At 62.4% G+C, this 21,270-nt stretch carries 21 protein-coding genes and 1 pseudogene; 9 read left to right on the forward strand and 13 right to left on the reverse strand.

Features of this window, described 5'->3' with window-relative positions:
• Positions 1 to 58 precede the first annotated feature (58 nt).
• Positions 59 to 931: a helix-turn-helix domain-containing GNAT family N-acetyltransferase gene (locus Q2M23_RS17330; protein ID WP_316396213.1), complete on the forward strand. Its 873-nt coding sequence runs from the start codon at positions 59 to 61 to the stop codon at positions 929 to 931.
• A gap of 69 nt (positions 932 to 1,000) precedes the next feature.
• Positions 1,001 to 1,498: a peptide deformylase gene (locus Q2M23_RS17335; RefSeq protein WP_316396214.1), complete on the forward strand. Its 498-nt coding sequence runs from the start codon at positions 1,001 to 1,003 to the stop codon at positions 1,496 to 1,498.
• 125 nt (positions 1,499 to 1,623) lie between these two features.
• On the opposite strand, the gene Q2M23_RS17340 is transcribed toward Q2M23_RS17335, so the two are convergent.
• The 5 genes from Q2M23_RS17340 to Q2M23_RS17360 form a co-directional block, all read right to left on the reverse strand.
• The gene (locus Q2M23_RS17340; protein ID WP_316396215.1) at positions 1,624 to 2,886 is read right to left on the reverse strand and encodes a serine hydrolase; all 1,263 of its coding nucleotides are present in this window, start codon (positions 2,884 to 2,886) and stop codon (positions 1,624 to 1,626) included.
• Between the two features lie 188 nt (positions 2,887 to 3,074).
• Positions 3,075 to 3,548 carry a VOC family protein gene (locus Q2M23_RS17345; protein ID WP_316396216.1) on the reverse strand — a complete coding sequence of 158 codons (474 nt, stop codon included), beginning with the start codon at positions 3,546 to 3,548 and terminating at the stop codon, positions 3,075 to 3,077.
• 115 nt (positions 3,549 to 3,663) lie between these two features.
• Complete coding sequence (locus tag Q2M23_RS17350) at positions 3,664 to 4,839, reverse strand: MFS transporter (RefSeq protein WP_316396217.1); 1,176 nt, start codon at positions 4,837 to 4,839, stop codon at positions 3,664 to 3,666.
• Positions 4,836 to 5,870 carry an adenosine deaminase gene (locus Q2M23_RS17355; RefSeq protein ID WP_316396218.1) on the reverse strand — a complete coding sequence of 345 codons (1,035 nt, stop codon included), beginning with the start codon at positions 5,868 to 5,870 and terminating at the stop codon, positions 4,836 to 4,838. The genes Q2M23_RS17350 and Q2M23_RS17355 overlap by 4 nt, the downstream gene beginning before the upstream one ends.
• Before the next feature lie 175 nt (positions 5,871 to 6,045).
• On the reverse strand, positions 6,046 to 6,582 hold the full coding sequence (locus Q2M23_RS17360; RefSeq protein ID WP_076831778.1) for a helix-turn-helix domain-containing protein: 537 nt from the start codon (positions 6,580 to 6,582) through the stop codon (positions 6,046 to 6,048).
• Between the two features lie 424 nt (positions 6,583 to 7,006).
• Here Q2M23_RS17360 and Q2M23_RS17365 point away from each other — a divergent pair, with 424 nt between their 5' ends.
• On the forward strand, positions 7,007 to 7,660 hold the full coding sequence (locus tag Q2M23_RS17365) for a glutathione S-transferase family protein (protein ID WP_316396277.1): 654 nt from the start codon (positions 7,007 to 7,009) through the stop codon (positions 7,658 to 7,660).
• Between the two features lie 80 nt (positions 7,661 to 7,740).
• On the opposite strand, the gene Q2M23_RS17370 is transcribed toward Q2M23_RS17365, so the two are convergent.
• Complete coding sequence (locus Q2M23_RS17370) at positions 7,741 to 8,916, reverse strand: serine hydrolase domain-containing protein (protein WP_316396219.1); 1,176 nt, start codon at positions 8,914 to 8,916, stop codon at positions 7,741 to 7,743.
• 377 nt (positions 8,917 to 9,293) lie between these two features.
• Here Q2M23_RS17370 and Q2M23_RS17375 point away from each other — a divergent pair, with 377 nt between their 5' ends.
• Together Q2M23_RS17375 and Q2M23_RS17380 are read left to right on the forward strand one after the other, a co-directional pair.
• Positions 9,294 to 10,439 carry an NAD(P)/FAD-dependent oxidoreductase gene (locus Q2M23_RS17375; RefSeq protein WP_316396220.1) on the forward strand — a complete coding sequence of 382 codons (1,146 nt, stop codon included), beginning with the start codon at positions 9,294 to 9,296 and terminating at the stop codon, positions 10,437 to 10,439.
• Positions 10,440 to 10,833: 394 nt separating this feature from the next.
• A complete protein-coding gene (locus tag Q2M23_RS17380; protein WP_316396222.1) occupies positions 10,834 to 11,070 on the forward strand; it encodes a hypothetical protein in 237 nt (78 codons plus the stop codon).
• A 279-nt stretch (positions 11,071 to 11,349) separates the two neighbouring features.
• Here the strand turns inward: Q2M23_RS17380 and Q2M23_RS17385 are convergent, their stop codons facing one another.
• Positions 11,350 to 12,246 (reverse strand): LysR family transcriptional regulator, encoded by an 897-nt coding sequence (locus tag Q2M23_RS17385; RefSeq protein ID WP_316396224.1) that lies wholly within the window; start codon positions 12,244 to 12,246, stop codon positions 11,350 to 11,352.
• Between the two features lie 318 nt (positions 12,247 to 12,564).
• On the opposite strand from Q2M23_RS17385, the gene Q2M23_RS17390 reads away from it, so the two are divergent.
• A complete protein-coding gene (locus Q2M23_RS17390; RefSeq protein WP_316396226.1) occupies positions 12,565 to 13,299 on the forward strand; it encodes an SDR family NAD(P)-dependent oxidoreductase in 735 nt (244 codons plus the stop codon).
• 36 nt (positions 13,300 to 13,335) lie between these two features.
• Positions 13,336 to 13,935, forward strand: a complete 600-nt coding sequence (locus tag Q2M23_RS17395) for an NADPH-dependent F420 reductase (RefSeq protein WP_410469733.1) — start codon at positions 13,336 to 13,338, stop codon at positions 13,933 to 13,935.
• A gap of 171 nt (positions 13,936 to 14,106) precedes the next feature.
• On the opposite strand, the gene Q2M23_RS17400 is transcribed toward Q2M23_RS17395, so the two are convergent.
• Positions 14,107 to 14,760, reverse strand: coding sequence for a glutathione S-transferase (locus tag Q2M23_RS17400; RefSeq protein ID WP_316396227.1), 654 nt, complete (start codon positions 14,758 to 14,760; stop codon positions 14,107 to 14,109).
• A gap of 109 nt (positions 14,761 to 14,869) precedes the next feature.
• Between Q2M23_RS17400 and Q2M23_RS17405 the strand changes: the two genes are divergently transcribed.
• Together Q2M23_RS17405 and Q2M23_RS17410 are read left to right on the forward strand one after the other, a co-directional pair.
• Positions 14,870 to 15,433, forward strand: a complete 564-nt coding sequence (locus tag Q2M23_RS17405; protein ID WP_316396228.1) for a TetR/AcrR family transcriptional regulator — start codon at positions 14,870 to 14,872, stop codon at positions 15,431 to 15,433.
• Positions 15,434 to 15,635: 202 nt separating this feature from the next.
• A pseudogene (locus tag Q2M23_RS17410) lies at positions 15,636 to 15,704 on the forward strand (NADP oxidoreductase coenzyme); the annotation flags it as partial.
• A 91-nt stretch (positions 15,705 to 15,795) separates the two neighbouring features.
• On the opposite strand, the gene Q2M23_RS17415 reads toward Q2M23_RS17410, so the two are convergent.
• The 5 genes from Q2M23_RS17415 to Q2M23_RS17435 all read right to left on the reverse strand — a co-directional run bounded on the left by Q2M23_RS17415 (position 15,796) and on the right by Q2M23_RS17435 (position 21,256).
• A complete protein-coding gene (locus Q2M23_RS17415) occupies positions 15,796 to 16,182 on the reverse strand; it encodes a Fic family protein (RefSeq protein ID WP_141342128.1) in 387 nt (128 codons plus the stop codon).
• The gene (locus Q2M23_RS17420) at positions 16,152 to 17,063 is read right to left on the reverse strand and encodes a hypothetical protein (protein ID WP_316396229.1); all 912 of its coding nucleotides are present in this window, start codon (positions 17,061 to 17,063) and stop codon (positions 16,152 to 16,154) included. The genes Q2M23_RS17415 and Q2M23_RS17420 overlap by 31 nt, the downstream gene beginning before the upstream one ends.
• 403 nt (positions 17,064 to 17,466) lie before the next feature.
• A complete protein-coding gene (locus Q2M23_RS17425; RefSeq protein ID WP_316396230.1) occupies positions 17,467 to 19,170 on the reverse strand; it encodes an amidohydrolase in 1,704 nt (567 codons plus the stop codon).
• Between the two features lie 479 nt (positions 19,171 to 19,649).
• Positions 19,650 to 20,618 carry an AraC family transcriptional regulator gene (locus tag Q2M23_RS17430; RefSeq protein ID WP_076826641.1) on the reverse strand — a complete coding sequence of 323 codons (969 nt, stop codon included), beginning with the start codon at positions 20,616 to 20,618 and terminating at the stop codon, positions 19,650 to 19,652.
• Positions 20,619 to 20,710: 92 nt separating this feature from the next.
• A complete protein-coding gene (locus Q2M23_RS17435; protein ID WP_076826639.1) occupies positions 20,711 to 21,256 on the reverse strand; it encodes a carboxymuconolactone decarboxylase family protein in 546 nt (181 codons plus the stop codon).
• Positions 21,257 to 21,270 lie beyond the last annotated feature (14 nt).

The following is a 21,270-nucleotide window of genomic DNA, read 5'->3' on the forward strand; positions in this document are numbered from 1 at the left end:
TTCGGTCTGGATCGCCGGCCGATTGACGCGGCGACGATATCTGACTAAAGTCAGATATATGCTCGCCCCCGTGTCCCGCGTCCGTCGCTTCAACCGTGCCGTAACCTCCGCCGTCGGCGCGCTCGACACCTCGTTCCTCGGGCGCGGCCGGCCGCTCGGCGCGGCGCGCGTGCTGAACGCGATCGGACACGGCCGCGCCGATGTCGGCGAGATCAGGGATTATCTCGGGCTCGATTCCGGCCTGATGAGCCGCCTGCTGCGCAGCCTCGAGGACGAAGGCCTGATCGAGACCACGGCGCATGGCGACGATGCGCGCCGCCGCATCGCACGGCTGACGGCGGCGGGTAGGCGCGAGTTCAACGCCTATGAGGCGATCTCCAACCGGCAGGCCAAGGACTTTCTCACCCACCACAGCCAACGCGAGGCGCTGCTGGCGGCGATGGACCTGATCGCATCGGCGCTCGGCCGCGACGGCACCGCCCTCGATGAGATGGATCCGCGCAGCGACGAGGCGCGCTACTGCCTCGGCGAATATTACGCCGAACTGGCGCGGCGATTCGAGAAAGGCTTTGACGTCAAGCTGTCGCGCGACCCTGAGGCCAAGGATATGGTGCGGCCGCGCGGCAGCTTCATCGTGGCGATGTCGGACGGCCTGCCGATCGGCTGCGTCGGGCTGAAGGGCAGCGGCGGCGAGTTCGCCGAGATCAAGCGGCTCTGGGTCGCACCTGGCGCGCGCAGCCTCGGCCTTGGCCGCCGCCTGATGGACGCAGCCGAGCAGGCCGCACGCGAGCTCGGCATCGCGGTGTTGCGGCTCGACACCAACAGCGCGCTGCCGGAAGCCGGCCAGCTCTATCGCAGGACGGGCTGGACCGAGATCCCGCGCTTCAACGACGACCCCTACCCCGATCTGTTCTTCGAAAAGCATCTCTGAACGGCGCGCGCACGCGGTGCCCGGGATCAGCATGTTGTCCGGCGCGATGCACTGGCCTAAGACACGGGCATGACCATTCGCCCCATCGTGCGCTATCCCGATCCGCGCCTTGCACTGCCGGCCGAGCCGGTGACCATGTTCGACGAGGCGCTGCGCGAACTGGCGCAGGACCTGCTCGAGACCATGCGCGCGGCGCCCGGCATCGGCATCACCGCGCCGCATATCGGCGTATCCCTGCGCGTCGTGGTGCTCGAGTTCGATGCCAGCGAGGGCGCGCGGACCTATGTCGATCCGGAGATCATCCGGACCTCGCCCGAGATAATCCTGCACAAGGAAGGCAGCGTCTCGATGCCCGGGGTCAACGACGAGGTCGAGCGTCACGCCCGCGTCCGCATCCGCTATCAGGATCTCGACGGAAACATGCAGACCGAAGAGTCCGACGGCCTGCGCGCCGTGTGCCATCAGCACGAGATCGATCAGCTCGACGGCGTGTTCTGGATCAGGCGGCTGTCCCGCATCAAGCGGGAGCGCCTGATCAAGCGCTTCGACAAAATCTCGCGGACGTGATCGTAGCCCCGCATGAGCGAAGCGACATGCGGGACAAGCCGCGATCAGCAGACGGAAAGGCCCCGGATATCGCTGCGCTCATCCGGGCTACGCGTCTTGCGCGAGCGAACCAACCTGCCTTCGTCCTACCCTCCCGCCATCAAATCCTTGGCCAGCGCCATGTAAGCCGGCAGCGTCACAGGGTCGTTGGCGGCGTTGCCGGCGGCCGGGTGCGAGGCGTAGCGCGCGATCACTATCTCGGCCTTCGGATCGATATAGAGACCCTGGCCATAAACGCCGCGCGCCATGAAGGCGCCGTGCGCATTGTGCGTCACCCACCATTGATTGCGGTAGGACGCCCCTGGCAGTGTTGTGTAGCCGGCAGGCTTGAATTTCTCGGGATCGCCGCCGCGCGTGATGTCCTCGACCACTTGAGACGGTACGATCTGGCGGCCGTTGAAGCGGCCGTGGTTGCGGATCGTCTCGCCGAACCGGGCAAGATCGCGCAGCGTCGTCGACAATCCGCCGCCGCCGCTTTCGGTGCCGATGCGGTCGACGTGATAATGCGCATCCTCCTCGGCGCCCATCGGCGCCCAGATCCGCTCGGAGAGCAGGTCGGACAGCGTCATGCCGCTAGCACGGCGGCAGATCCAGGCCAGCACGTCGGTGTTGACGGTCTTGTAGGCGAACGCCTTGCCGTGCTCGCCCTGCTTCTGCTGCGCGCAGAGGAAATCGAAGATATTGGTCGCGCCCTCATAGCCCGGCTCGATCGGCGCCATGCCGTTGGCGCGCCGCAGCCCCCACACGTCGGAATTCTTGTCGGTATAGACCTCGGTGTATTTGAGGCCGGTGGTCATATCCATCGCCTCGTGCACGCGGGCATCGCCGAACGCGCTTGCCTTCAGCTCCGGCACGTAATCGGTGATCGGCGCCTGCGGATCGATCTTGCCCTCGGCGATCAGGATGCCGGCAAGCGTGCCGGTGAACGATTTGGTCACCGACATCGCGATGTGCGGCTTGTGCGGCCTCAGGGCGCCGAAATAGCGCTCGTAGATCAGCTTGCCCCGGTGCAGCACGGCGATGCCGTCGGCATAGGTTTCCTCGAGCATGCGCGCGAAGGTCATCGGGCGACCGTCCATCGTCACCGATGCCGACGCGCCGATATCATGGTCTTCGCGCGGCAGCACCGACGCCGGCCCTGCCCCGCGCCAGACATTCACGGTCGGCACCAGTTGGCGGATGTTGCTCCAGGCCCAGCGCAATTCGGGGAAGCTGCGGAACGAGCCGTTCTGGAAGGTGATGGTCCTCTCCTGCGGCGGCGGAAAGCCCTGCATCCAGCCAAGCGTCCGCGGATCGGATTCGGCGGCGGTGAGATTTTGCTGTTGATTGGCGGCGGCTGCGACGGACATCAGGGCTGGCTCCAGAGCTGCGAATGCGAATTTCGTATCACGCGACAGCACCAGGCACATCCCGCGTTTGCGCCGGGGTGATCGTCGCGGCGAGCGCACGCCGCAACGCGAATGGCCGCGTGCCGCACACGCCAGCTCGATCGGACACCTGACTATCGAGCCCGGGCCAAATCATTCCACCACGCGGATTACCCCGCCGCCGCGCGCTCGATCGCGGCGATGTCGATGTTCTTCATCGTCATCATCGCCTCCATCGCGCGCTTGCCGGCGGCGCGGTCGGCGCTGTTGACGAGCTCGAGCAGCCGCCGCGGCGTGATCTGCCAGGCAAAGCCCCAGCGATCCCGGCACCAGCCGCACGGCAATTCCTCGCCGCCGTTGGAAGTGACCGCATTCCAGTAGCGGTCGGTCTTCTCCTGGCTGTCGGTGAGCACCATGAAACTGACCGCCTCGTTCGGCGTGTAGTTGGAGCCTCCGTTTAACCCCACGAAACGCCGGCCGAGGACGGTGAACTCGACCGTCAGTTCCTCGCCCTGCCCGATGCCCGGTATCGGAGATTGATGGCCCGCGCCGACATGGCTGTCGGGAAACGTCGCGGCATAAAACTCCGCCGCTTCGCGCGCCCGGCCCTGATCGAACCAGAGGCATGTGACGAGATCGGTCATGGCAGTCTCCTTCCAGGGATCATCGAGCAGAATGGAGAGGGAATAATCCGTGATTATGGTCCTGGTTCGACGCGGCGCAGGGCTTTCGTTCCACAACGTGTTTCGCCATCGCGGATCATGTTTCGCCACTTCGGCTCACGCGCATGATCAACAGCGGCACGATGACGATCACTCCCGCCATCAGCATCACTCCGGATAGATCCGAGAGATTCAGCATCCGGGCACCAAGAATGGCTCCGACGCCGATCGCCGAATTGATGACCGCGGAGTGGACCGCGGCCGCGGACATCGCCATGGAACCGGCCGCGCGTAAGATCCAAGTCTGGAGGCCCGCGAACAGCGCCGCGACGGCGGCGCCCCAGACGATGAGCAAGGTAACAACCGCGCCGGCCCCCAGTTGCGGGCCAAACCATCCAAGCCCGACAAGCGCGCCCGCGAGGGCCAGCAGTCCCCACGTGATGACAGATGTCATGAAGCGATCGATCAGAACGCCGGTCAGGATGTTGCCGACAAATCCTGCTCCGCCAAAACCGAACAGCGTCACACCGATCATGAAGGGCGGCACATCCGCGATCTCGCCGAGGAAGGGTTCGATGAACGTATAGGCTGCGAAATTCGCTGCCGCCATGAACGCCGTTACGGAATAGATTCTCCGCAGGTCCTGTCGGCGCACCACCGCTGCCAGCGCTTGCCATCCCGCCGGCGATCCGGCCCGGAGCCGCGGAAGAACGCCGACCATCAGGGCGGACGTGCACAATCCGACCCCGCCGATCACGCCGAAAGCCGCGCGCCATCCGTTGTTCTGTCCGATGAGGTTGACGAGCGGCACGCCGATGACGGTTGCCATCGAGATTCCGCCGAACACGATCGCTGTCGCAACACCCATGCGATGAGACGGCGCGATCTGCGTTGCGATCGCGGCCGCCATCGCCCAGAAGAAACCGTGAACGACAGCACCGACCGCGCGCGCCAGCAACAACCCCGTGAAACCGTCGGAGAGCATTGCCGCAAGATTGGTCGCAGACAACACCAGCATCAGAACAACGAGCAGCGGTTTGCGGGGAAAACGTTGCAGCAGAACGGCGGACAACAGACCGCTTGCAGCGCCGATCCAGGCATAGAGCGTGACCGTGAGCCCGACCGCGGCCTGGTCTCGACCAAGATCGAGGGCGATTTGGGACAACAGCCCGACCGGCGCGAACTTGCTCGTGACCATCGTGCACGAAGCAACGCCGAGCACGATGACGGCGAGCCAGACGCGGAGCCCGGGACTGGAAGTGTCAGTCGTCATGCAGGTGACCGGTGTGAACGGGGCGGCCTGATTTCCCGGATGACGCGCCGATAGTCCTGACGTCGCCTTTCATCCACGAACGCAGCCTTGAGGCTGTTGTCGGCGAGGCTCAATTGCTCCTCGGCAGTCAGGCCCAACGCCTCTGCTGCACGGACGAAATTCTCGTTGACGTGACCTCCGAAATACGCGGGGTCGTCGGAGTTGACCGTGACGCAGAGGCCGGCGTGGAGCAGCCGGCGCAGATTGTGACGTTGGAGATCGGGGAAGATCCGCAGCGCCACATTCGATAGCGGGCATACCGTGAGCGGCGTCCCCTCGTCGGCAAGGCGCCGCATCAGTGCCGGATCTGCCTCGCATTGGACGCCGTGATCGATGCGGTCGACGCGCAGCCTGTCGATCGCTTCGGCCACGTAGTTGGGCGGTCCTTCCTCACCGGCATGCGCGGTCGTCTTCCAGCCAAGCGCGCGGGCGCGGGCGAAGACCTGGTCGAAGGGTCCGGGCGGGTAGCCTTTTTCCGGTCCACCAAGTCCGAGGGCCAGCACGCCGTCGCGCCAGCGGCGCGCTGCCTCGATGGCGGCGAAGGCCTCTTCAACAGGCTTATGCCGGCGAACGCACAGGATCATGCCTCCGGTGATATCGCGTTGTAACCGCGCGTCTGCATAAGCGGCGCTGATGCCGTCCATGACAGCATCGAACGGCACGCCGCGCTCGGTATGGTCGGCAGGGGTGACGTAGATTTCCGCATGAACGACGTTGTCTTCCTGCGCGCGGGTCAGGTACGCGCGTGCCAGCTCATAGAAGTCGCGCTCCGTCCGAAGCACGGTCAGACCGGCCCAGTAGATCTCCAAAAATGACTGGAGATCGGAGAAGCGATACGCCGAGAGGATATCGGTCATCGAGCGGTACGGGATCGCCACGTCGTTCCGGCGGGCAAAATCGAGCAGCATGCCCGGCTCCAGCGTTCCCTCGACATGCACGTGAAGCTCGGCCTTCGGAACGGCCTTGATGTCAAACAAGGGAACGGAATTCATTGAACGCGATCTCTGGCCTCGGCGTGTTCCGCTTCAGAGCTTTTTCCCGCGCGTCCAACCGGATGCGCGTGCCGAAGCTCGTCCGCCGTACGAGCCCGACCTAGCAGCCTTTGTCGAAAGGTCGCCACGCATAAAATATGCGGGCGTTATCCGGCTGAGGCAGCCTCCCCGTGCATTAGGCAATGGTGGTGACCAGCCGCGCGGGGGCACCGTCGGCGAGCATGATGCGCTCCCACAGCATGCGTCCCGGAAGGATCACGAGATCCGCATCGGAGTTCGGACCCGTATTGACCTCGAGCGAGCTGAGCTGCCCGTCATACCAGCCGAGATCATTGAGGGCGATGTCAGCCGCGAGGATTTCCGGAGAGGCATAGACACGTAGCGATTTGCCCAGGAACTCGGATAAGCCGGTTCGCCATTCGGCCTGCCTGGGCGCCGACGCGGCAAGCAGCCGATGCGTCAGGTCGCACACCAGATGGACCTTGCGCGTCGAGGATTCGACGAGACGCTTCAGAGCGGCATCTTGGGCCGGCTCGAACGGACCCATGAGCAATCGGCGCGCCGAGATCCACTGGGTTTCCGACAGATCGAGAATGCCGCGCTCCCAGCGCGACACGGTCGCCTGATCCACACCCATCAATTCAGCGAGGTAGCTTTGCTTCATCTGACGAAGCAATCGCATTCGTCGCAATCCGCGGCCTTGATCACCCATCAACATTCACCCAACTCTGTTCTGCAACTCGTGGCGCTAGGTCAGCGAAGATATACCCCGCGGACACCGCTACCAGGAACGGCTGCGGCGCAAACTCCGCAGCCGTGCGCGCCTGGCGCTGGTCGAACCACAGGCATGTCACGAGCCCGGCCACGGCAGCCTTTCTTTTTTCGCATAGGGTGGTTGGGGAAACCGCACACCGCCATCACGATCGCAAAGCCTGTCCGGATCGGCCAATTCGGCCGCTATCGCGGCGATGACTGCCATTGAGCAGCGAAATCCGGGGTTCTCGCCTTTGGCAGGACCGGCCCCGGATCTCGCTGCGCTACATCCGGGCTACGCTTGGCCAAACGATTCCGGAATCGGCTGTCGGGGCGCGCGCCGCCCGCTCGTCCTCGGGACGCAAAGGACATGGAGAGAAACGATGACGCCAATCATCACCGCCTTCGAACGGTCGCCCGATGGCGGCAAGGGACTGGCGCGCGATACGCGCGTTCGCTGGGCGCTGGAAGAAGCGGGCCAGCCTTACGAGGTTCGCCTTGTTTCGTTCCAGGCGATGAAGGAACCCGCGCATCTGGCGCTGCATCCCTTCGGCCAGATTCCGACCTATGAGGAAGGTGATCTGGCGCTGTTCGAGACAGGCTCGATCGTGCTTTATATCGCCGAGCGTCATGCGGGCCTGCTGCCCGGCGATGCCAATGCCCGCGCCCACGCAATCACCTGGATGTTTGCCGCGGTCAACACGGTGGAACCGCCGATCCTCGAACTCATGACCGCCAGGATTCTGGAGAGCGACAAGCCCTGGACCAAAGAGCGCCTGCCGCTGGTCATAGATCGCATCCGCGACCGGCTGAAGCAACTCTCCACCCGCCTCGGCAAGGCCGACTGGCTCGACGGCGCGTTCAGCGCGGGCGACCTGATGATGGTGTCGGTGCTGCTCAGGCTGAGAGCATCGGGCATTCTCGAAGAATATCCGGGCCTGTCCGCCTATGTCGCCCGCGGCGAAGCGCGGCCGGCTTACCAGCGCGCTTTCGAGGCTCAGCTGGCGGTCAACACGGGTAAGCGACCGACCGGCTGAGGTTGGCGACAACAGGGACAGCGCCCTTGCGCGGACGGCAAAGCCCCCGGACATCGCTGCACTCGTCCGGGCCAGGTTTGCTAGTCGAATGGATCGTGTTCTGGCAGCGGTTCGGTTAGTTCGAATCCTGGATGAAGCTGCGAGATAATCTCCAGTGCGGTGCGGCCGGGTGCGATCCCCGCGGGGTGCACGCCCGACGCATCGAAATACTGGTTGCTCAGCACCGCGACACCGCATTTCAGTTCCGGCACGACGATCACGACCGCTTCGAATCCGCCTCTGCTCGTCGCGCCGTTCTTTGTGAAAACGGTATGGCCCTGCGTGTCCGTGGTGAGCTGCCAGGCGAGGCCCATGGTGACGCTGGTCTTCTCCCCGCAGATGGGGAATGTCCCCTGGTTCTGCTGCGTCAGTGCGATCTGCGACCCGAGCGGCCCCTTCGGCGCCGCGATCTGCGCCGCAAGGAACTTGATCATGTCGTCGCCGGTGGTCTTCAGATCAAAGGCCGTGCCGCCGGTCGGCGTGTTGCGGTCGAAGACGATCGGATATGGCGGCTCGGAGCTCTTGCTCCAATGCCCGATACATCCCTGCGCGATCTTCCACGACGAATTGAGCACCGCTCCGGTCTGCTTCATGCCGAGCGGACCGGTGATGTATTCGGCCAAAATTTCGTTGTAGTTATGGCCCTTGTCTTTCGCAAACATCTGCGTGACCGCAAAGCCCAGGGTCACGAAGCCGATGTTGGAATACTGCCAGCAGCCCTGCGGCGGCGTATCATATTGATTCCACCAGTTGATGAGTTCACTGGAGGGCGGCTCGTCCGCAAACAGCTGCTCGCTGTAGCCAGTCAAGCCGTCCCCCGGCTGCTCCGGCATGCCGGAGGTATGGGTGGCGAATTGCACGAGCTGGATGGCGTCCAGCACCGGCGTTCCCACCGCGTTCGCGCTGAAGAGGTTCAGATAAGGGCCGATGGTATCGTCAAGAGAAGGCCCACCCGCCTTGACCGCCACCGTCAGCAATGTGCTGGTGAACACCTTGGTCACCGATCCGATCTCGAACACCGTGTCGGTCGTGACACTGAATGGCGCGGGCGAAGAGCCGGCCACGCCTGACAGTCCCTTGGGGTAGGCGTAGCCCTTGGTGCCGAACGACTTTTCGTCATAGACCGCGATGCAGCAGCCAGGGGCGTTGCTGATGCCGAGATATTTTTCGGCCGCCTGTTGAACGATCTGTGCCGGACTTGTCGTCGCCTCGATCATCTGGTCGCTCATTTCGCCCTCCTGCCGGTGAAGATGCACTATGTTGACCCTTGGTTGCATCCTTTCATACAACGTCGTTCAGAGCGAGTGAAATCACCGTGACTATTTGTTTCAAGTTCGCTCGGTGGAGCGTTCGCGCGGAAAAACAGCGTCGTCAGACGCCGGCTTGCGCCGACTTCCCGGCAGTCGCGAAGAGTCTCGCGGGAAATCGGCGCCGGGTTAGCCGAACGCGTAACCTGCTGCCTCGCGCCCGGCTTCAAGATGTGGCGGATTACGCTTCGCCGGTCCACCTGCGCTCGGCTGGATTATGCTTGCTGCCGGAGCATCGGAAATGACATGGTCACACCGCCGATGCAGGCAGAGCGCAGGACTTCTTCGTGAGCACCAATCAAGCGATCAAACTTGCGGTGATCGGACGCGGCCTGATCGGATCGGCGGCTGCGCGGCATCTGAGCAAGGTGGGCCACGATGTTGCGCTGATCGGGCCCGATGAGCCGGCGGATTTTTCGCGCCATGGCGGCGTCTTGGGCAGCCACTATGACGAGGGCCGCATCACGCGGAGTTACGATCCAGGGGCGTTCTGGCGGCAAGCGAACCGCGCTGCGATTTCGCGCTACGGCGAGATTTCAGCGGAGAGCGGCGTGGAGTTCTATCGGGAAGCCGGTGCGCTTCACATCGGCCGCAGCGAAACCACTGATGTTGCTTCGATCGGCAGGATCTGTGCCGAAGACGGGATCCGGTGTGAAGCCTATCATGATGCGGGGCTCGCGGAGCGCTTTCCGCTTCTGAAATCGACGGCGGGAATGCAGGGCTATTTCGAGCCGCGCAATGCCGGATACATCAGCCCGCGCCGTCTGGTCCGCGCGCAGACGATCACGGCGGAGCGCGCCGGCGCCCGGATCATCGACGAACCCGCGCTGGGGATTTCGGAAAGCGGCTCCGGCGTCACGATCCGGACGCGATCGGGGAGCGTCGAGGCCGAGCGCGTTCTGGTTGCGGCGGGCGGGCACACCCAATCGCTGCTCGGCCGCTCCCTGGGCTTTACGGTCTATGGGCGGACCGCGGCGCTGTTCCGGCTTGGTGCGGCGGAGGTTCAACGCCTGGCCGGAATGCCGTCGATGCGTTGTCTCGGGCCCAAGGGCGACAATCCCTACATCCTGCCTCCGATCCGCTATCCGGACGGCCAGACCTGGCTGAAGCTCGGCGGCGATCCGGTCGATCTTCCGCTCGGCAGCGAGGCCGATATCAAGGACTGGTTCCGCTCGGGCGGATCGATTGAAGTCGCCGATCGGCTTCAAGGACAGATCCTTGAACGCATTCGCGACCTCGCTTTCGAGGAACGCCGCGTCGTGCCCTGCATGACCACCTTCGGCGACAGCGGCCTGCCCTGCATCGGACCGCTTTCAGAGCGCGTCACGGTCGCGTTCTGCTGCTACGGCAAGAGCGCAAAATGTTCGGACGAACTGGGCCGGCTCGGCGGCATGGCGCTGCTCGGCGAGGTCCGAGCCGAGCTCGCGCCGTGACGGAGTTTTGTGCGGCGTTTGCGTCCGAACGTTCCTGGGCACGCAGGACGCGTTCGCCAGCGGGTAGCCCGCATGAGCGCAGCGATATGCGGAACGCCACGACACGCCCCGGATGTCGCTTCGCTCATCCGGGCTCCGCTTGCTGAACCCGTAGGAGTGCCAACGCGGACGTAACGCACCCTCACGATCATCACCCGAAGACGTGATGGATTACGCTTCGTTCATCCGGACTGTCGGTGATGGTCTGCATCGCGTGACACAACGGCGAGGATCTCGTTGCTCACGCAGCGTTGAGCCGGCGTGAGTGATGATTGCATTCAAGTCCGCCGATGCCGCGCACAAATATCTGACGAGGCCAGACTCCTTGGCCCCATAAACAACACGGAGAAACTCCATGACCAACGTCAAACTCCTGTCGGCTTCCTTGATCGCGGTTGCCATGATCGCGTCGCCGGCAATGGCGCGTGAAACCCACGCGATGTCCCGCCACGTCGCGGAGGCGAGCGCCGCCGCGCCGACCGACCACGTCTATGTCGACGGTCGCGCCTGCATTCCGGCGCCGCGCGTCGGTTCATTCGCCACCGCGCCCTGGACCGGCAACAATGTCCCCTGCGAGCCGGGTCCATATTGATCGCGTGGCGCGCATCGATCGGTCGAGCGGCCTCCTAGCTGCTTGACCGGCGCGATGTGCCATCGCTCCGCTGAAACAGTGAGTAGCCCGCATGAGCGCAGCGATATGCGGGACTCCACGCGACACACGATAGAAGATGCCCCGGATATCGCTTCGCTCATCCGGGCTACGCTTGCTACCGTCAGCAGCGCAAGGGATTGACCGCGATTTCGCTTGGTGCAATCGCGGCTCGGCTTCCGATCGGATTGCGGCAAGCGCCATCGGCGACCTGCCCGCGCGTCAGTCGCGTGATACGGACAGCCCGGCGAGAAGCGGAGCGTATGCCGTGAGCCTGCGGGATACGAACTCGGTGAAGAGCCGCACGCGCTTCGTCTTGCGTGTCTCTCCCTGTGTGAGAAGCCAGAGCGTACCGTACATGTGCAAGTCGGTGCCCGGCACTCTCACCAGCAGCGGGTCGGCATCTCCGACGAAGCACGGCAGCGTCGTCATGCCAATCCCCTGCTGCACCGCGACGATCTGCGCCGCGGCATCTGTGGCCCGGAACGGAACCTCGGCGGCGCGCACCTCACCCTCGTGAGCCCAGTCCGGGATTCCGTGAATACTTATGACGATCCACCTGACGGGATCAGGCGCGCCCGCACGCCACGCGGCCAGTCGATCGCGGGATATGTAGATACCTCCGAACAGCTCCGGTCCCTTCAGGCCGTGAAGATTGAGCGGCAGGGTTTTGCGGTCGTAGACGACGCGGATCGCGACGTCGGCCTCCCGGTTGGTCAGATTTGCCAGCTCGCCGGACGACAAGATTTCCATCTCGATGTCCGGATGCAGTCGCGCGAAATCGGAGAAGTCCGGCATGAGCAGGTGTGTCGCGAGGGTCGGTGCCAGCGTCACCCGCAGAAGCCCGCGCACGCCCTGGTCGCTGCCGAAGACGCGCGTCTCCAGCTGGTGCGACGACGCTTCCATCTGGTCCGCGAGTTCGAGGACCTCCTCCCCCGCAGCCGTCAGGCGGTAACCCGAAGGCAGCTTCTCGAACATCTGCGCTCCGAGCCGCTCCTCCAGCTGGGCGACGCGTCGCAGAACGGTCGAGTGGTTCACCCCGAGCCGTTCGGCGGCAGCCCGCACCGAGCCTCCGCGCGCGACGGCAAGAAAGTAGCGAACGTCATCCCAGTCGATCATGGTGCAAATCCAGCACCGCTGGGGTGCGCCTTTCAAAGCCCGTGTCCAATACGTCGGACAGCATCTCCGTGTGTGGGTAGCACGGGCGATCATCATAGCCCAAGCCGAATAGCCACGCCGACAAGCGCGGCCCAATTCCGAACGGCGAACAGCGATCGTCGCGGCTGGCGTCAGTCATCCGGCCGGATCGATTTCGCACCACCGATGTGCGCGCTTCCGCACTCAACGCCTGACGCCGGCGGAGCTACGTCGAGGTTCTCGGGGGCCATCTCGCAGATGGGACCAGAGACGCTGTCCGACACGACGAAAGGAGAACTCATGGGAAAGCTTGAGGGTAAGATTGCAGTCATCACGGGTGGATCGAGCGGCATGGCGCTGGCGAGCGCCAGGCGGTTCGTTGAAGAAGGCGCCTATGTTTTCATCACGGGCCGAAGGCAGGAGGCGCTCGACGAGGCGGTCAGGCTGATCGGCCGGAACGTGACCGGCGTGCGCGGCGACGCGGCCAATCTCGACGACCTCGACCGTCTGTTCGACACGGTCAAGCGGGAAAAGGGCAAGATCGACGTCCTGTACGCGAGCGCCGGCATCGGCGAAGCCATCCCACTGGGCGAGATTACCGAGCGGCATTTCGATGCGACCTTCGACCTGAATACGCGCGGCACGCTGTTTGCGGTTCAGAAGGCGTTGCCGCTGTTCAGCGATGGCGGCTCGATCTTCATGACCGGGTCGGTCGCTTCGGTAAAAGGTTTTCCCGGTTACGGTGTGTATGCGGCGAGCAAGGCGGCGTTGCGCTCATTCGCACGCACCTGGCTCAACGAACTGAAGGGCAGGAATATCCGGGTGAACGTGCTGAGCCCGGGGCCGATCGCCACACCGATGCAGGACCAGGTTCTCGACGCGGCGGCGAAACGGATGTTCGAATCCCTGATCCCGCGGGGAAAGATGGGTCGTCCCGAGGAAATTGCGGCGGCCGCGCTGTTTCTTGCCTCAGACGATTCGAGCTTCGTGAATGGGGTGGAGTTGTCTGTCGACGGCGGTTTTTCGGCCATCTGAAATCGAATCAACACCAACACGGATCGGAGAAGCACCATGAGCTACGCGATTGTAGGATTCGGTAAGGTAGGCCAGGCCCTCGCCCACGCCTTCGCCCGTAAGAACATCAACGTGACCGTCGCGAGCCGCCGGCCGCCCGAGGCGTTGGCGCCGCAGGCGCGGGCGATTGGACCCACGGTCGTCGCCAAGTCGTTGCGGGAAGCACTCGAGGCCGACACAATCATCCTGGCGGTCCCGTTCGGGGAGCATCGCGAGGTTGCGAAGGCCCTGCCGAGCTGGAAAGGCAAGACGGTGATCGACGCGATGAACGCGTTTCCAGTCCCTGAAGAGCTGGACGGCCTCCCGTCCTCCGCCTTCGTCGCGAAGGCGTTCACCGGCGCCAGCTTCGTGAAAGGGTTCAATCACCTGGTTGCGGCCAAGCTGGCGGCCGATCCGATCGTCGAGGGTGGCCACCGGGTCGTCTTGCTGTCGAGCGACGACGAGGACGCGGTCGCGCCTGTGGCGGCCTTGGCGAAGCAACTCGGGTTCGCACCCGTTAAGCTGGGAAGGCTCAACGAGGGTGGCGCGCTGGTGCACGCACGCGGCCGCACTTGGGGCCCGCTCATCTTCCAGGATTTGTTCAAGAAGGAGCAGTAACGGATTTGCGACCCGTAGCCCGCATGAGCGGAGCGACATGCGGGACAAGACGCGGAGCGCCGATCGGAAAACGCCGGATGTCGCTGCGCTCATCCGGGCTACGCTTGCTATCCTGGCGATCCGCCCTCGCGTAAGACTCGCGAGGGCGGCGTTCGCAAACTGCGATCTCGATCAAGATGCCTCGATCGGCTCGGACATCGTTATCCGGTTCTTGACGCTAGGACGCTCCTGCATCGCTGCATACCATGCCAAGAGAGCCTCGCACTCGACCGGCACCGGCACGTTCACCAGTCCCGCGAAGATCAAGCCGCCGATGAGGGTGATATCGGCCATCGTGAACGCCTCGCCGGCGACGAACGGCTGTCCTTTCAGAATGCCGTCAAAGTAGTGCATCCCCCTGAGGGCCTTGTCGCGCTGACGGAATCCCCATTCGGGGTTCTGATAGATCTCGACATGAGGCCCGAGACCCGGCGTGGCGTGGTGGAAATAGACACTGATGGCGTCGAGCAGCTCCAGTTCGGCGCGCTTGCTCATCATGTGAATCACGCCGTTTTCGCGCGGCGTCCTGCCGGTCAGCATCGGCGCGCCATCGAGCGCGTCAAGGTACTCGGTGATGGCCGTGCACTCGCCAATAAAGGTCCCGTCGTCGAGTTCGAGCACCGGCAGCGTGCCGGAGTAGTTCTTGGCGAGGAATTCGGGCTGCTTGTGCTCGCCCTTGTAGAGATCGACCAGTACGAACTCCACTTGCGACCGCAGGTCCTTCTCGGCGAGGGCGATGCGAACACGAGCCGGATATGGGCCAGTCGGCCAATCGTAAATCTTCATCAGGACTCCTTTGTCTACCTGTCACTTGGTAGGCTAAAACTAGCCTTCAAATCGGGCCGGTCAACGCCTATCTGTCACTTGGTAGATAACGAAGCAGTGAGGCGACGAAGTGAGTTCGAGCTCTCGGGAGGCCATCCTGGCGGCAGCAAAGCGGACCGCGCAGGCGCGCGGCTATGGCGGCTTGAATTTCCGCGATCTCGCGGACGAAGTCGGGATCAAGGCCGCCAGCATCTATCACCATTTTCCGAGCAAGGCCGATCTCGGCGTGGCCGTCGCGCGGCGCTACTGGGAAGACACCGCCGCCCAACTCGAGGCGATGCTGGCAGAAACGGCCGATCCTGTCCGCTGCCTGCGTCGATATCCCGATGTGTTTCGCAAAGCGCTCGAGAGCAACAACCGCATGTGCCTCTGCAGCTTCATGTCGGCGGAAGTCGACGACCTGCCGGACGCAGTGAAGAAGGAGGTCCAGACCTTTGCCGACGTCAACGTGGCGTGGCTGAGCAAGCTGTTGGTGGCCGCGGGCCTGGTCAGTTCGAGAAAGAGCGAACAGCGGGCCCGCGCCATCTTCGCCGCCGTCGCCGGCGCGCAGCTCGTCGCCAGAAGCCGCTCCGATATTTCGCTCTACGACTCGATGATCGACAGCTATCGCGCCGCGGGACTTCTGCCGGCATAGATGGCCCGAACGTCAGATCGACGTGAGGCGGCGACGCCCTGCTCCAACTCGATCGTTCTAAGCCATGGTAGCGAGTAGCCCGCATCAGCGAAGCGATATGCGGACACCACGTGACACGCTGACAGGAGGTGCCCCGGATATCGCGGAGCCCGTCATCGGGCGCGCGTTCGCGCGACCCGTTGGCTCATCCGGGCTACGCTCGCTGGTGCACGCACGCGGCCGCGTTTGGGGCCAGCTCATCTTCCAGGATTTGTTCAAGAAAGAGCAGTGATCGGCGCACGGGCGCCGTTCGAAGGGCGGGGAGACGCGCTGGCCGCGCCGGACGGGCAGCGCGCAGTTCGGATCAACGGTTTCAAACAGCGTCAGATATGACACCACGTTCTCGCGACGATAATCGTCCGAGCTTTGCTGTTGGTTTCACCCTCTTCGATCGGAGGGCGCAGGGAAGACCGGGTGCCGATCGCACCCATGGGCCCCGAGCAATGGGTAGGAAGCTCGGGGGTAGGACCACAGGTGTAACCGGAAACATCCGGCCTTCCCTGCGCGATGGTTGTGCGGCTTCCGTCCAAAAACGGGTGGATCCAATTCAACCGCCAAAGCACGTACGACGAAAGCTCAATCGCACTTTTGCTGTCCCAGTTTTGGTTGACGTAGCGGCAAAGGTCTTCGATCGCCTTAACTACTTGGCCTGGGTGAATGGGCTCGAATTCGTTCTGCGTTATACGAACCGTCGCCGTTCGATAGCCGATTGGTGATGCACCCGGATATCCTTGGCGCTAAATATACTATCTACCCATCGGAAAAAATCGCTCTCTCGTCTCATTGTTGGAGAGCCATCCGGGGCCACATATGTCGGCTCCCAGGCATCATTAGCGAAAAATCCAAACGATCGAATTGGTCGACGCGGGTTCGGATGCAACAGGCAAGCATGATGAATCCAGAAGTTCCCAACTGGCTCATCGGTCCCGCTGACATGCATCTCCACTACGAATACGACCGCCGTTACTCGGCGCGTGCGATGGAAAAATCGTTCAGTAAGTTCGCCAAGAGACGGCCCCAAATTTTCTGTTGTGGCCCAGCTTTCCGGCAGCACGCAAAAAATGATGGAAGCATCTGTATCAGGCAGTTGCTTTCGCTTGTGATTCAGCGCATTTTCGATTGTTTGGATGGAAAAACTCTCTGCGGTGAGCGCTGTGACTTCAACGTTCACTGTCTCCCCGTCCGCGATCGCTTGAAAATCAAAATCTTCGCGCCTGATTCCTACCTCGGGCTTAGCTCGTACGTCATAGCCACCCTCAAGAAACATCCGCGCGGCATACATCTGGTAATAAGTGGATCGAAGATCTCGTCCACGCATTCGACGACAAAACTCCGAGAAGCCCGGACATGACCGCATCAGAAAGAGTGTTTCTCCGATAAGCAGCACGCGTCCAACGTAACCATGCCAAATCCCTCCTCTGCTGGTCCGCTGAAGGTCTAGAAAATCGCTTGTTTCTGCCTTTGTTAAATTCTTTCCGAGATAAAATAGGCCGATGTAAGCAGCCGCGAACCAATAGAAGCTCTCCCTATCAAAATCACAAGCAGCATCTCTCAAATAGTCTGCGAGGCGCTTAGGAACGTCGTCAAACATCCTCGCCCCCGTCGCACGGCTTAACGCGCTGGAGAACCCCTCACTCCCACTCTATCATTTTGAACGACGGCACGTCGTTGAGCTGTAAGCACAATTTTCTCGATCTGACGGACAAACGCCGACGGCATACCCGCCGTATTTTTTTGGTCTTGAATCCACAAGAAAAATTGCTCCTCATGGAATGCAGGCAATTCCGCTACCTATCGGAGTCTATCGATTGGATGGCGCGCCGCATGCGCAACCAACACTGACAGTGCCCGCACTGACACAAATCTTAAAATACCGTCAGATGTCAGGAGCATTCCTCCGCTCCCCGGACTGCCGTGCTCCGGCCTAGGCGCCCGGCGTCGACGAACTGGCGACGTCGATAGTGCGCGCTTCGGCGTTAGTCCTCTCCTTCGAGTCAACGTTGAAAGACGATTTTGCCGCCGACAAGCGTGATGTCCGCCTTGATGTCTTTAATTTGCTCTTCCGGAATGGCCATGTAGTCCGCGGAAAGGACCGAGAGGTCGGCAAGCTTGCCCGGCTGGATCGTACCCTTGCGTGCCTCGTCGAACATGTAGCGGGAAGCTGCCGACGTGTAGAGGCGGAGTGCCTGTTCGCGACTGATAGCTTCCGGCGCACCGTAGACGCTTCCGTTCGGATCCTTCCGCGTCACCATGATGTACATGTTGAGGAACGGGTTGATCGGGTTGACCGGGAAGTCGGTTCCGGCACCGAGATTGTCCAGCCCCATCTTCTCGATCAAGGTCTTTGTCGGCACGGCGCGATCGGCTGTTGGCCGCCCCAGGAAGCGCTCGACGGTCGCAGCCTTGTCCCACATGAAGACGTTCTTGAAATCGACCCTGACCCCCAACTTGTGGGCGCGCTCCATCTGCTCAGGTCTGATCAGGCTCGCGTGGATGAGAACAAAACGACGGCCGCTTATGGACCGTTCCTTGTCGGCCGCCTCGAAGGCGTCGAGCACCTGGTCGATGCCGAGATCACCTACGACGTGCACGCCAACACGCCAGCCGTAGCGATTGCAGATTGAGACGAGTTGCGTGAGCCGCTCGGGGGTCTGCTGGGCGATGCCGTGGTAGTTGTCGTGCGAATCCGGATAGACGTCGCGCATCAACGCCGTCTTCAAGGTCATGCCGCCATCGTAGAAGATCTTGATGCCGGCAAACCTGACCCAGTCGTCGCCGAAGCCGGACGAAGCGCCATTAGCCGACATGATCGCTTCCCAGGCGCCTAGATCGGCGGGCGGCTCAGGTCTGTACATCAATCCCGTCCGCAGCGTCGCTTGTCCGGACGCCGCGAGCTTCTGCAGCGTACGGACGTCGCGCGCTTCCGTGGCGCCTTCGACCGCGCTCGTGATCCCAAAACTGTTCAGCGCGCCTTCCGCAAGTGTGAACTGCCTGATTTCATCCTCTTCGGTCCACGGCGGAACGGCCTTCTCGACCCGGTCGATCGCGGTCTCGACGAGGACGCCGGTCAGTTCGCCGGCCGCGTCGCGCTCGAAAAAGCCACCGTCCGGGTTTGCGGTGGTCTTATCGATGCCTGCCTTCTGCAACGCCATCGTGTTCGCCATCGAGAAATGCCCGACGGTGCGCAAGTAGACCGGATTGTTCGGAGCGACGCTGTCGATCTCCTGTCTCGTCAGGTAGCGCTTCTCGGCGAGTTGTGACGGCGGGTGCCACGCTCCCCCAACGATCCACTCGCCCGGCTTCTTCTTGGCGACGAAGGCCTTGATTGCCTCGAGCGCTTCCGCGACCGTCTTCGCCCGGCCCATGACGACGACATAGTCGCCAAGTCCAGCCGCCTTGAAGTGCGCATGCGTATCGATCAATCCGGGAACGACGGTCTTGCCGGATACATCAAGCACCTGCGTGCGCGCTCCGGCGAGCGCCCGCATGGACGCGCTGCTTCCGACCGCGAGAATCTTTCCGTCCCGGACGGCGATCGCTTCGGTCACGCTGGATTGCTCGTCAAGGGTCAGGACCCTTCCGTTGACGAGAACGAGATCGGGCGAATTGACGTCCGCCGGCTGTGCTGTAGCGGGTGCTGCGGCTGCGAACAGAATTCCAGCACCGAGTATCGCGAGCACCGTCGACCTGCGGACCATTCAAACCTCCCGATTATCTTGTTCAATAGGCGAACATCTGGTCTTTCTTCGATGATAGCCGCGCGTATCGAAGCGGTCCAACAATCCGGCAGCCGCTCACGCCGCGACGGTGGCTCCCCCATCGACGACGACGGTCGAACCGGTCGAGAAGGGATTGCATGCGAGAAAGAGGACCGCGTTCGCGATGTTCGGCCAAAGCGGTCGGCGGAGAGGGTCTGGCGGAATACCAGAAAGGGACGCTGCTTCGTAATGCTGGTCGAGAGCTTTCCTATACGAGCGAGGATGTCGGTGAAGTTGCCCATCAGGCACCGAATATTTTCGCCAGCAGGTGGACGATTTCTGCGGTCGACACTTTCATGCCGAGATCCTTGCCGAGATCGACCAAACGAGTGCCCCAGCGCTTCAGCTTCCCAACATCCGACCGCGGGCAATTCATCTTCCCCCGGACGACTGATCCGATTGGCACAGCGAACGCGAACTTATTTGCTCGCTCTCTCGCGGGCCAAACGGCGCCACTGCGCTGGTGTCGTCCCCGTTCGGTCGATGAACACGCGCCGGAACGCCGCCACAGACTGATACCCGACCGATTCGGCCACGACCTCGATGCTGATCGTCGGCTTCTTCAGCTCGTTGGCGGCCAAGCTCATCCGGATATCCGTCAACAGATCGGCGGCCGAACGCCCCAGCTTGTCCTGAAAATGACGCGCGAAGGTAGCCCGCGACATGCCGCACAAGTCAGCGAGATCGATCAGATTCCAGTGTCGCGTCGGATCACCGAACATTCCTGCAATAGCCGGTGCAAGTCGCGAATAACTCGTCAGCGCCAGCAGTCCTTCTGGAGCTGACTCAGATTCGCTCGCTGCACGTAACACCAGCGTGAACAGCACCGAGGAAAGCCCGCGAAGGATGGCATCGCCTCCCGGTTTGTCGCTTGTTGCCTCCATCCGCATCAGCGCCACGAGATTGGCCAGATGGTTCGAAGCTGACCCAGTATCGTCCCCAGCAAGCCCCTCTATGGACCGCACTACCAGCTTCGCGGGGAGGCAGTTACGAATCAGGCGATCATGGGGCGCTCCAATGAAAAATCGCCCGCACAACATGTCTAGACGCTCACCCGGGCCACTATTCTTTTTGAAGGCCCACCCTCCAGAACCTTGCCGAACATCAGTCGGCCCCGCTGGAGCTCCACTGCCATCGTGCAGCACATAGGCCGACCCATGAGGCAACAGGATGATATCACCGCCTACCAGTTCTTTGGCCGTTTCAGTATCCGTCTCAAGAAACTCGATTACAGTCCGGCCATTGAGCACGATATGGTAAGGAATCTCATGTGCCGCACACTGAGACTTGGCCAAACGCCACGGCGCACCATACGAGCAGCAAATCTCTAGCTGCCCGGTGACGGTAATAATTTGCAGAAGCCGGCTCAGCCAATCGGCCTGGGGCACATTTCCTCCGGAAAATTAACTGCTCCCGCCTGGATGCGCTCCTAATGACTTTTCTTGAGGCGCATCCAGACTCGAACATTACGCTCGCTAGCTTAGATCGACCCAGCCGGGCTTACGGGAGGGAAGTCTTTGTCTGGATCGAACACGTTGTTGAAGAAGTTCGTCAGGGAGTACATGGCCACCAGGGCGATGATCTCCATGATGTTCGCATCCGTGTAGCCAGCATCGCGCACGGTCTTCAGGTCGGTGTCGCTGACCTGTCCGCGCGACTGGATGACCTTGCGCGCGAACTGGAGGGCGGCGTCGCGCTTCGGATCGGAGGCATGACCCTGGCGCGCAAGGATGATGTCATTGGCCGGCAACTTGGCCATGTGTTCGGCCGTATAGCTGTGCACGGTCAGGCAGTAGTTGCAGCCATTCACCTCCGAGACCGCGAGACCGATGCTGTCACGGGTCTTCACGTCAAGCGTCTTGCTCAAGGAGCCGATTAGGTCGGCCCACGCGTTGAACGCAACCGGGCTCTGCGCGAAGCACGCCAGCATGTTGGGGGTGAATCCAATAGTCTTGGTGAACGCATCGAGCGTCGTTTTCGAATCCGCCGGGACGTGTTCCGGCTTAGGGGTTGTAATTCTGGACATCGATAGCTCCGTAT

The sequence above is a fragment of the Bradyrhizobium sp. 33ap4 genome, from assembly GCF_032654765.1.
Taxonomy (GTDB): Bacteria; Pseudomonadota; Alphaproteobacteria; order Rhizobiales; family Xanthobacteraceae; genus Bradyrhizobium; species Bradyrhizobium australafricanum.

Bases quoted from the DNA above. Each gene is read 5' to 3' on its own strand.
- Q2M23_RS17380 (WP_316396222.1), top strand. From the start codon at position 10,834: ATGACCAACGTCAAACTCCTGTCGGCTTCCTTGATCGCGGTTGCCATG.
- Q2M23_RS17365 (WP_316396277.1), top strand. From the start codon at position 7,007: ATGACGCCAATCATCACCGCCTTCGAACGGTCGCCCGATGGCGGCAAG.
- Q2M23_RS17345 (WP_316396216.1), bottom strand. From the start codon at position 3,548: ATGACCGATCTCGTCACATGCCTCTGGTTCGATCAGGGCCGGGCGCGC.
- Q2M23_RS17370 (WP_316396219.1), bottom strand. From the start codon at position 8,916: ATGATCGAGGCGACGACAAGTCCGGCACAGATCGTTCAACAGGCGGCC.
- Q2M23_RS17355 (WP_316396218.1), bottom strand. From the start codon at position 5,870: ATGAATTCCGTTCCCTTGTTTGACATCAAGGCCGTTCCGAAGGCCGAG.
- Q2M23_RS17330 (WP_316396213.1), top strand. From the start codon at position 59: ATGCTCGCCCCCGTGTCCCGCGTCCGTCGCTTCAACCGTGCCGTAACC.
- Q2M23_RS17360 (WP_076831778.1), bottom strand. From the start codon at position 6,582: ATGGGTGATCAAGGCCGCGGATTGCGACGAATGCGATTGCTTCGTCAG.
- Q2M23_RS17350 (WP_316396217.1), bottom strand. From the start codon at position 4,839: ATGACGACTGACACTTCCAGTCCCGGGCTCCGCGTCTGGCTCGCCGTC.
- Q2M23_RS17395 (WP_410469733.1), top strand. From the start codon at position 13,336: ATGAGCTACGCGATTGTAGGATTCGGTAAGGTAGGCCAGGCCCTCGCC.
- Q2M23_RS17390 (WP_316396226.1), top strand. From the start codon at position 12,565: ATGGGAAAGCTTGAGGGTAAGATTGCAGTCATCACGGGTGGATCGAGC.
- Q2M23_RS17435 (WP_076826639.1), bottom strand. From the start codon at position 21,256: ATGTCCAGAATTACAACCCCTAAGCCGGAACACGTCCCGGCGGATTCG.
- Q2M23_RS17420 (WP_316396229.1), bottom strand. From the start codon at position 17,063: ATGTTTGACGACGTTCCTAAGCGCCTCGCAGACTATTTGAGAGATGCT.
- Q2M23_RS17425 (WP_316396230.1), bottom strand. From the start codon at position 19,170: ATGGTCCGCAGGTCGACGGTGCTCGCGATACTCGGTGCTGGAATTCTG.
- Q2M23_RS17335 (WP_316396214.1), top strand. From the start codon at position 1,001: ATGACCATTCGCCCCATCGTGCGCTATCCCGATCCGCGCCTTGCACTG.
- Q2M23_RS17340 (WP_316396215.1), bottom strand. From the start codon at position 2,886: ATGTCCGTCGCAGCCGCCGCCAATCAACAGCAAAATCTCACCGCCGCC.
- Q2M23_RS17385 (WP_316396224.1), bottom strand. From the start codon at position 12,246: ATGATCGACTGGGATGACGTTCGCTACTTTCTTGCCGTCGCGCGCGGA.
- Q2M23_RS17400 (WP_316396227.1), bottom strand. From the start codon at position 14,760: ATGAAGATTTACGATTGGCCGACTGGCCCATATCCGGCTCGTGTTCGC.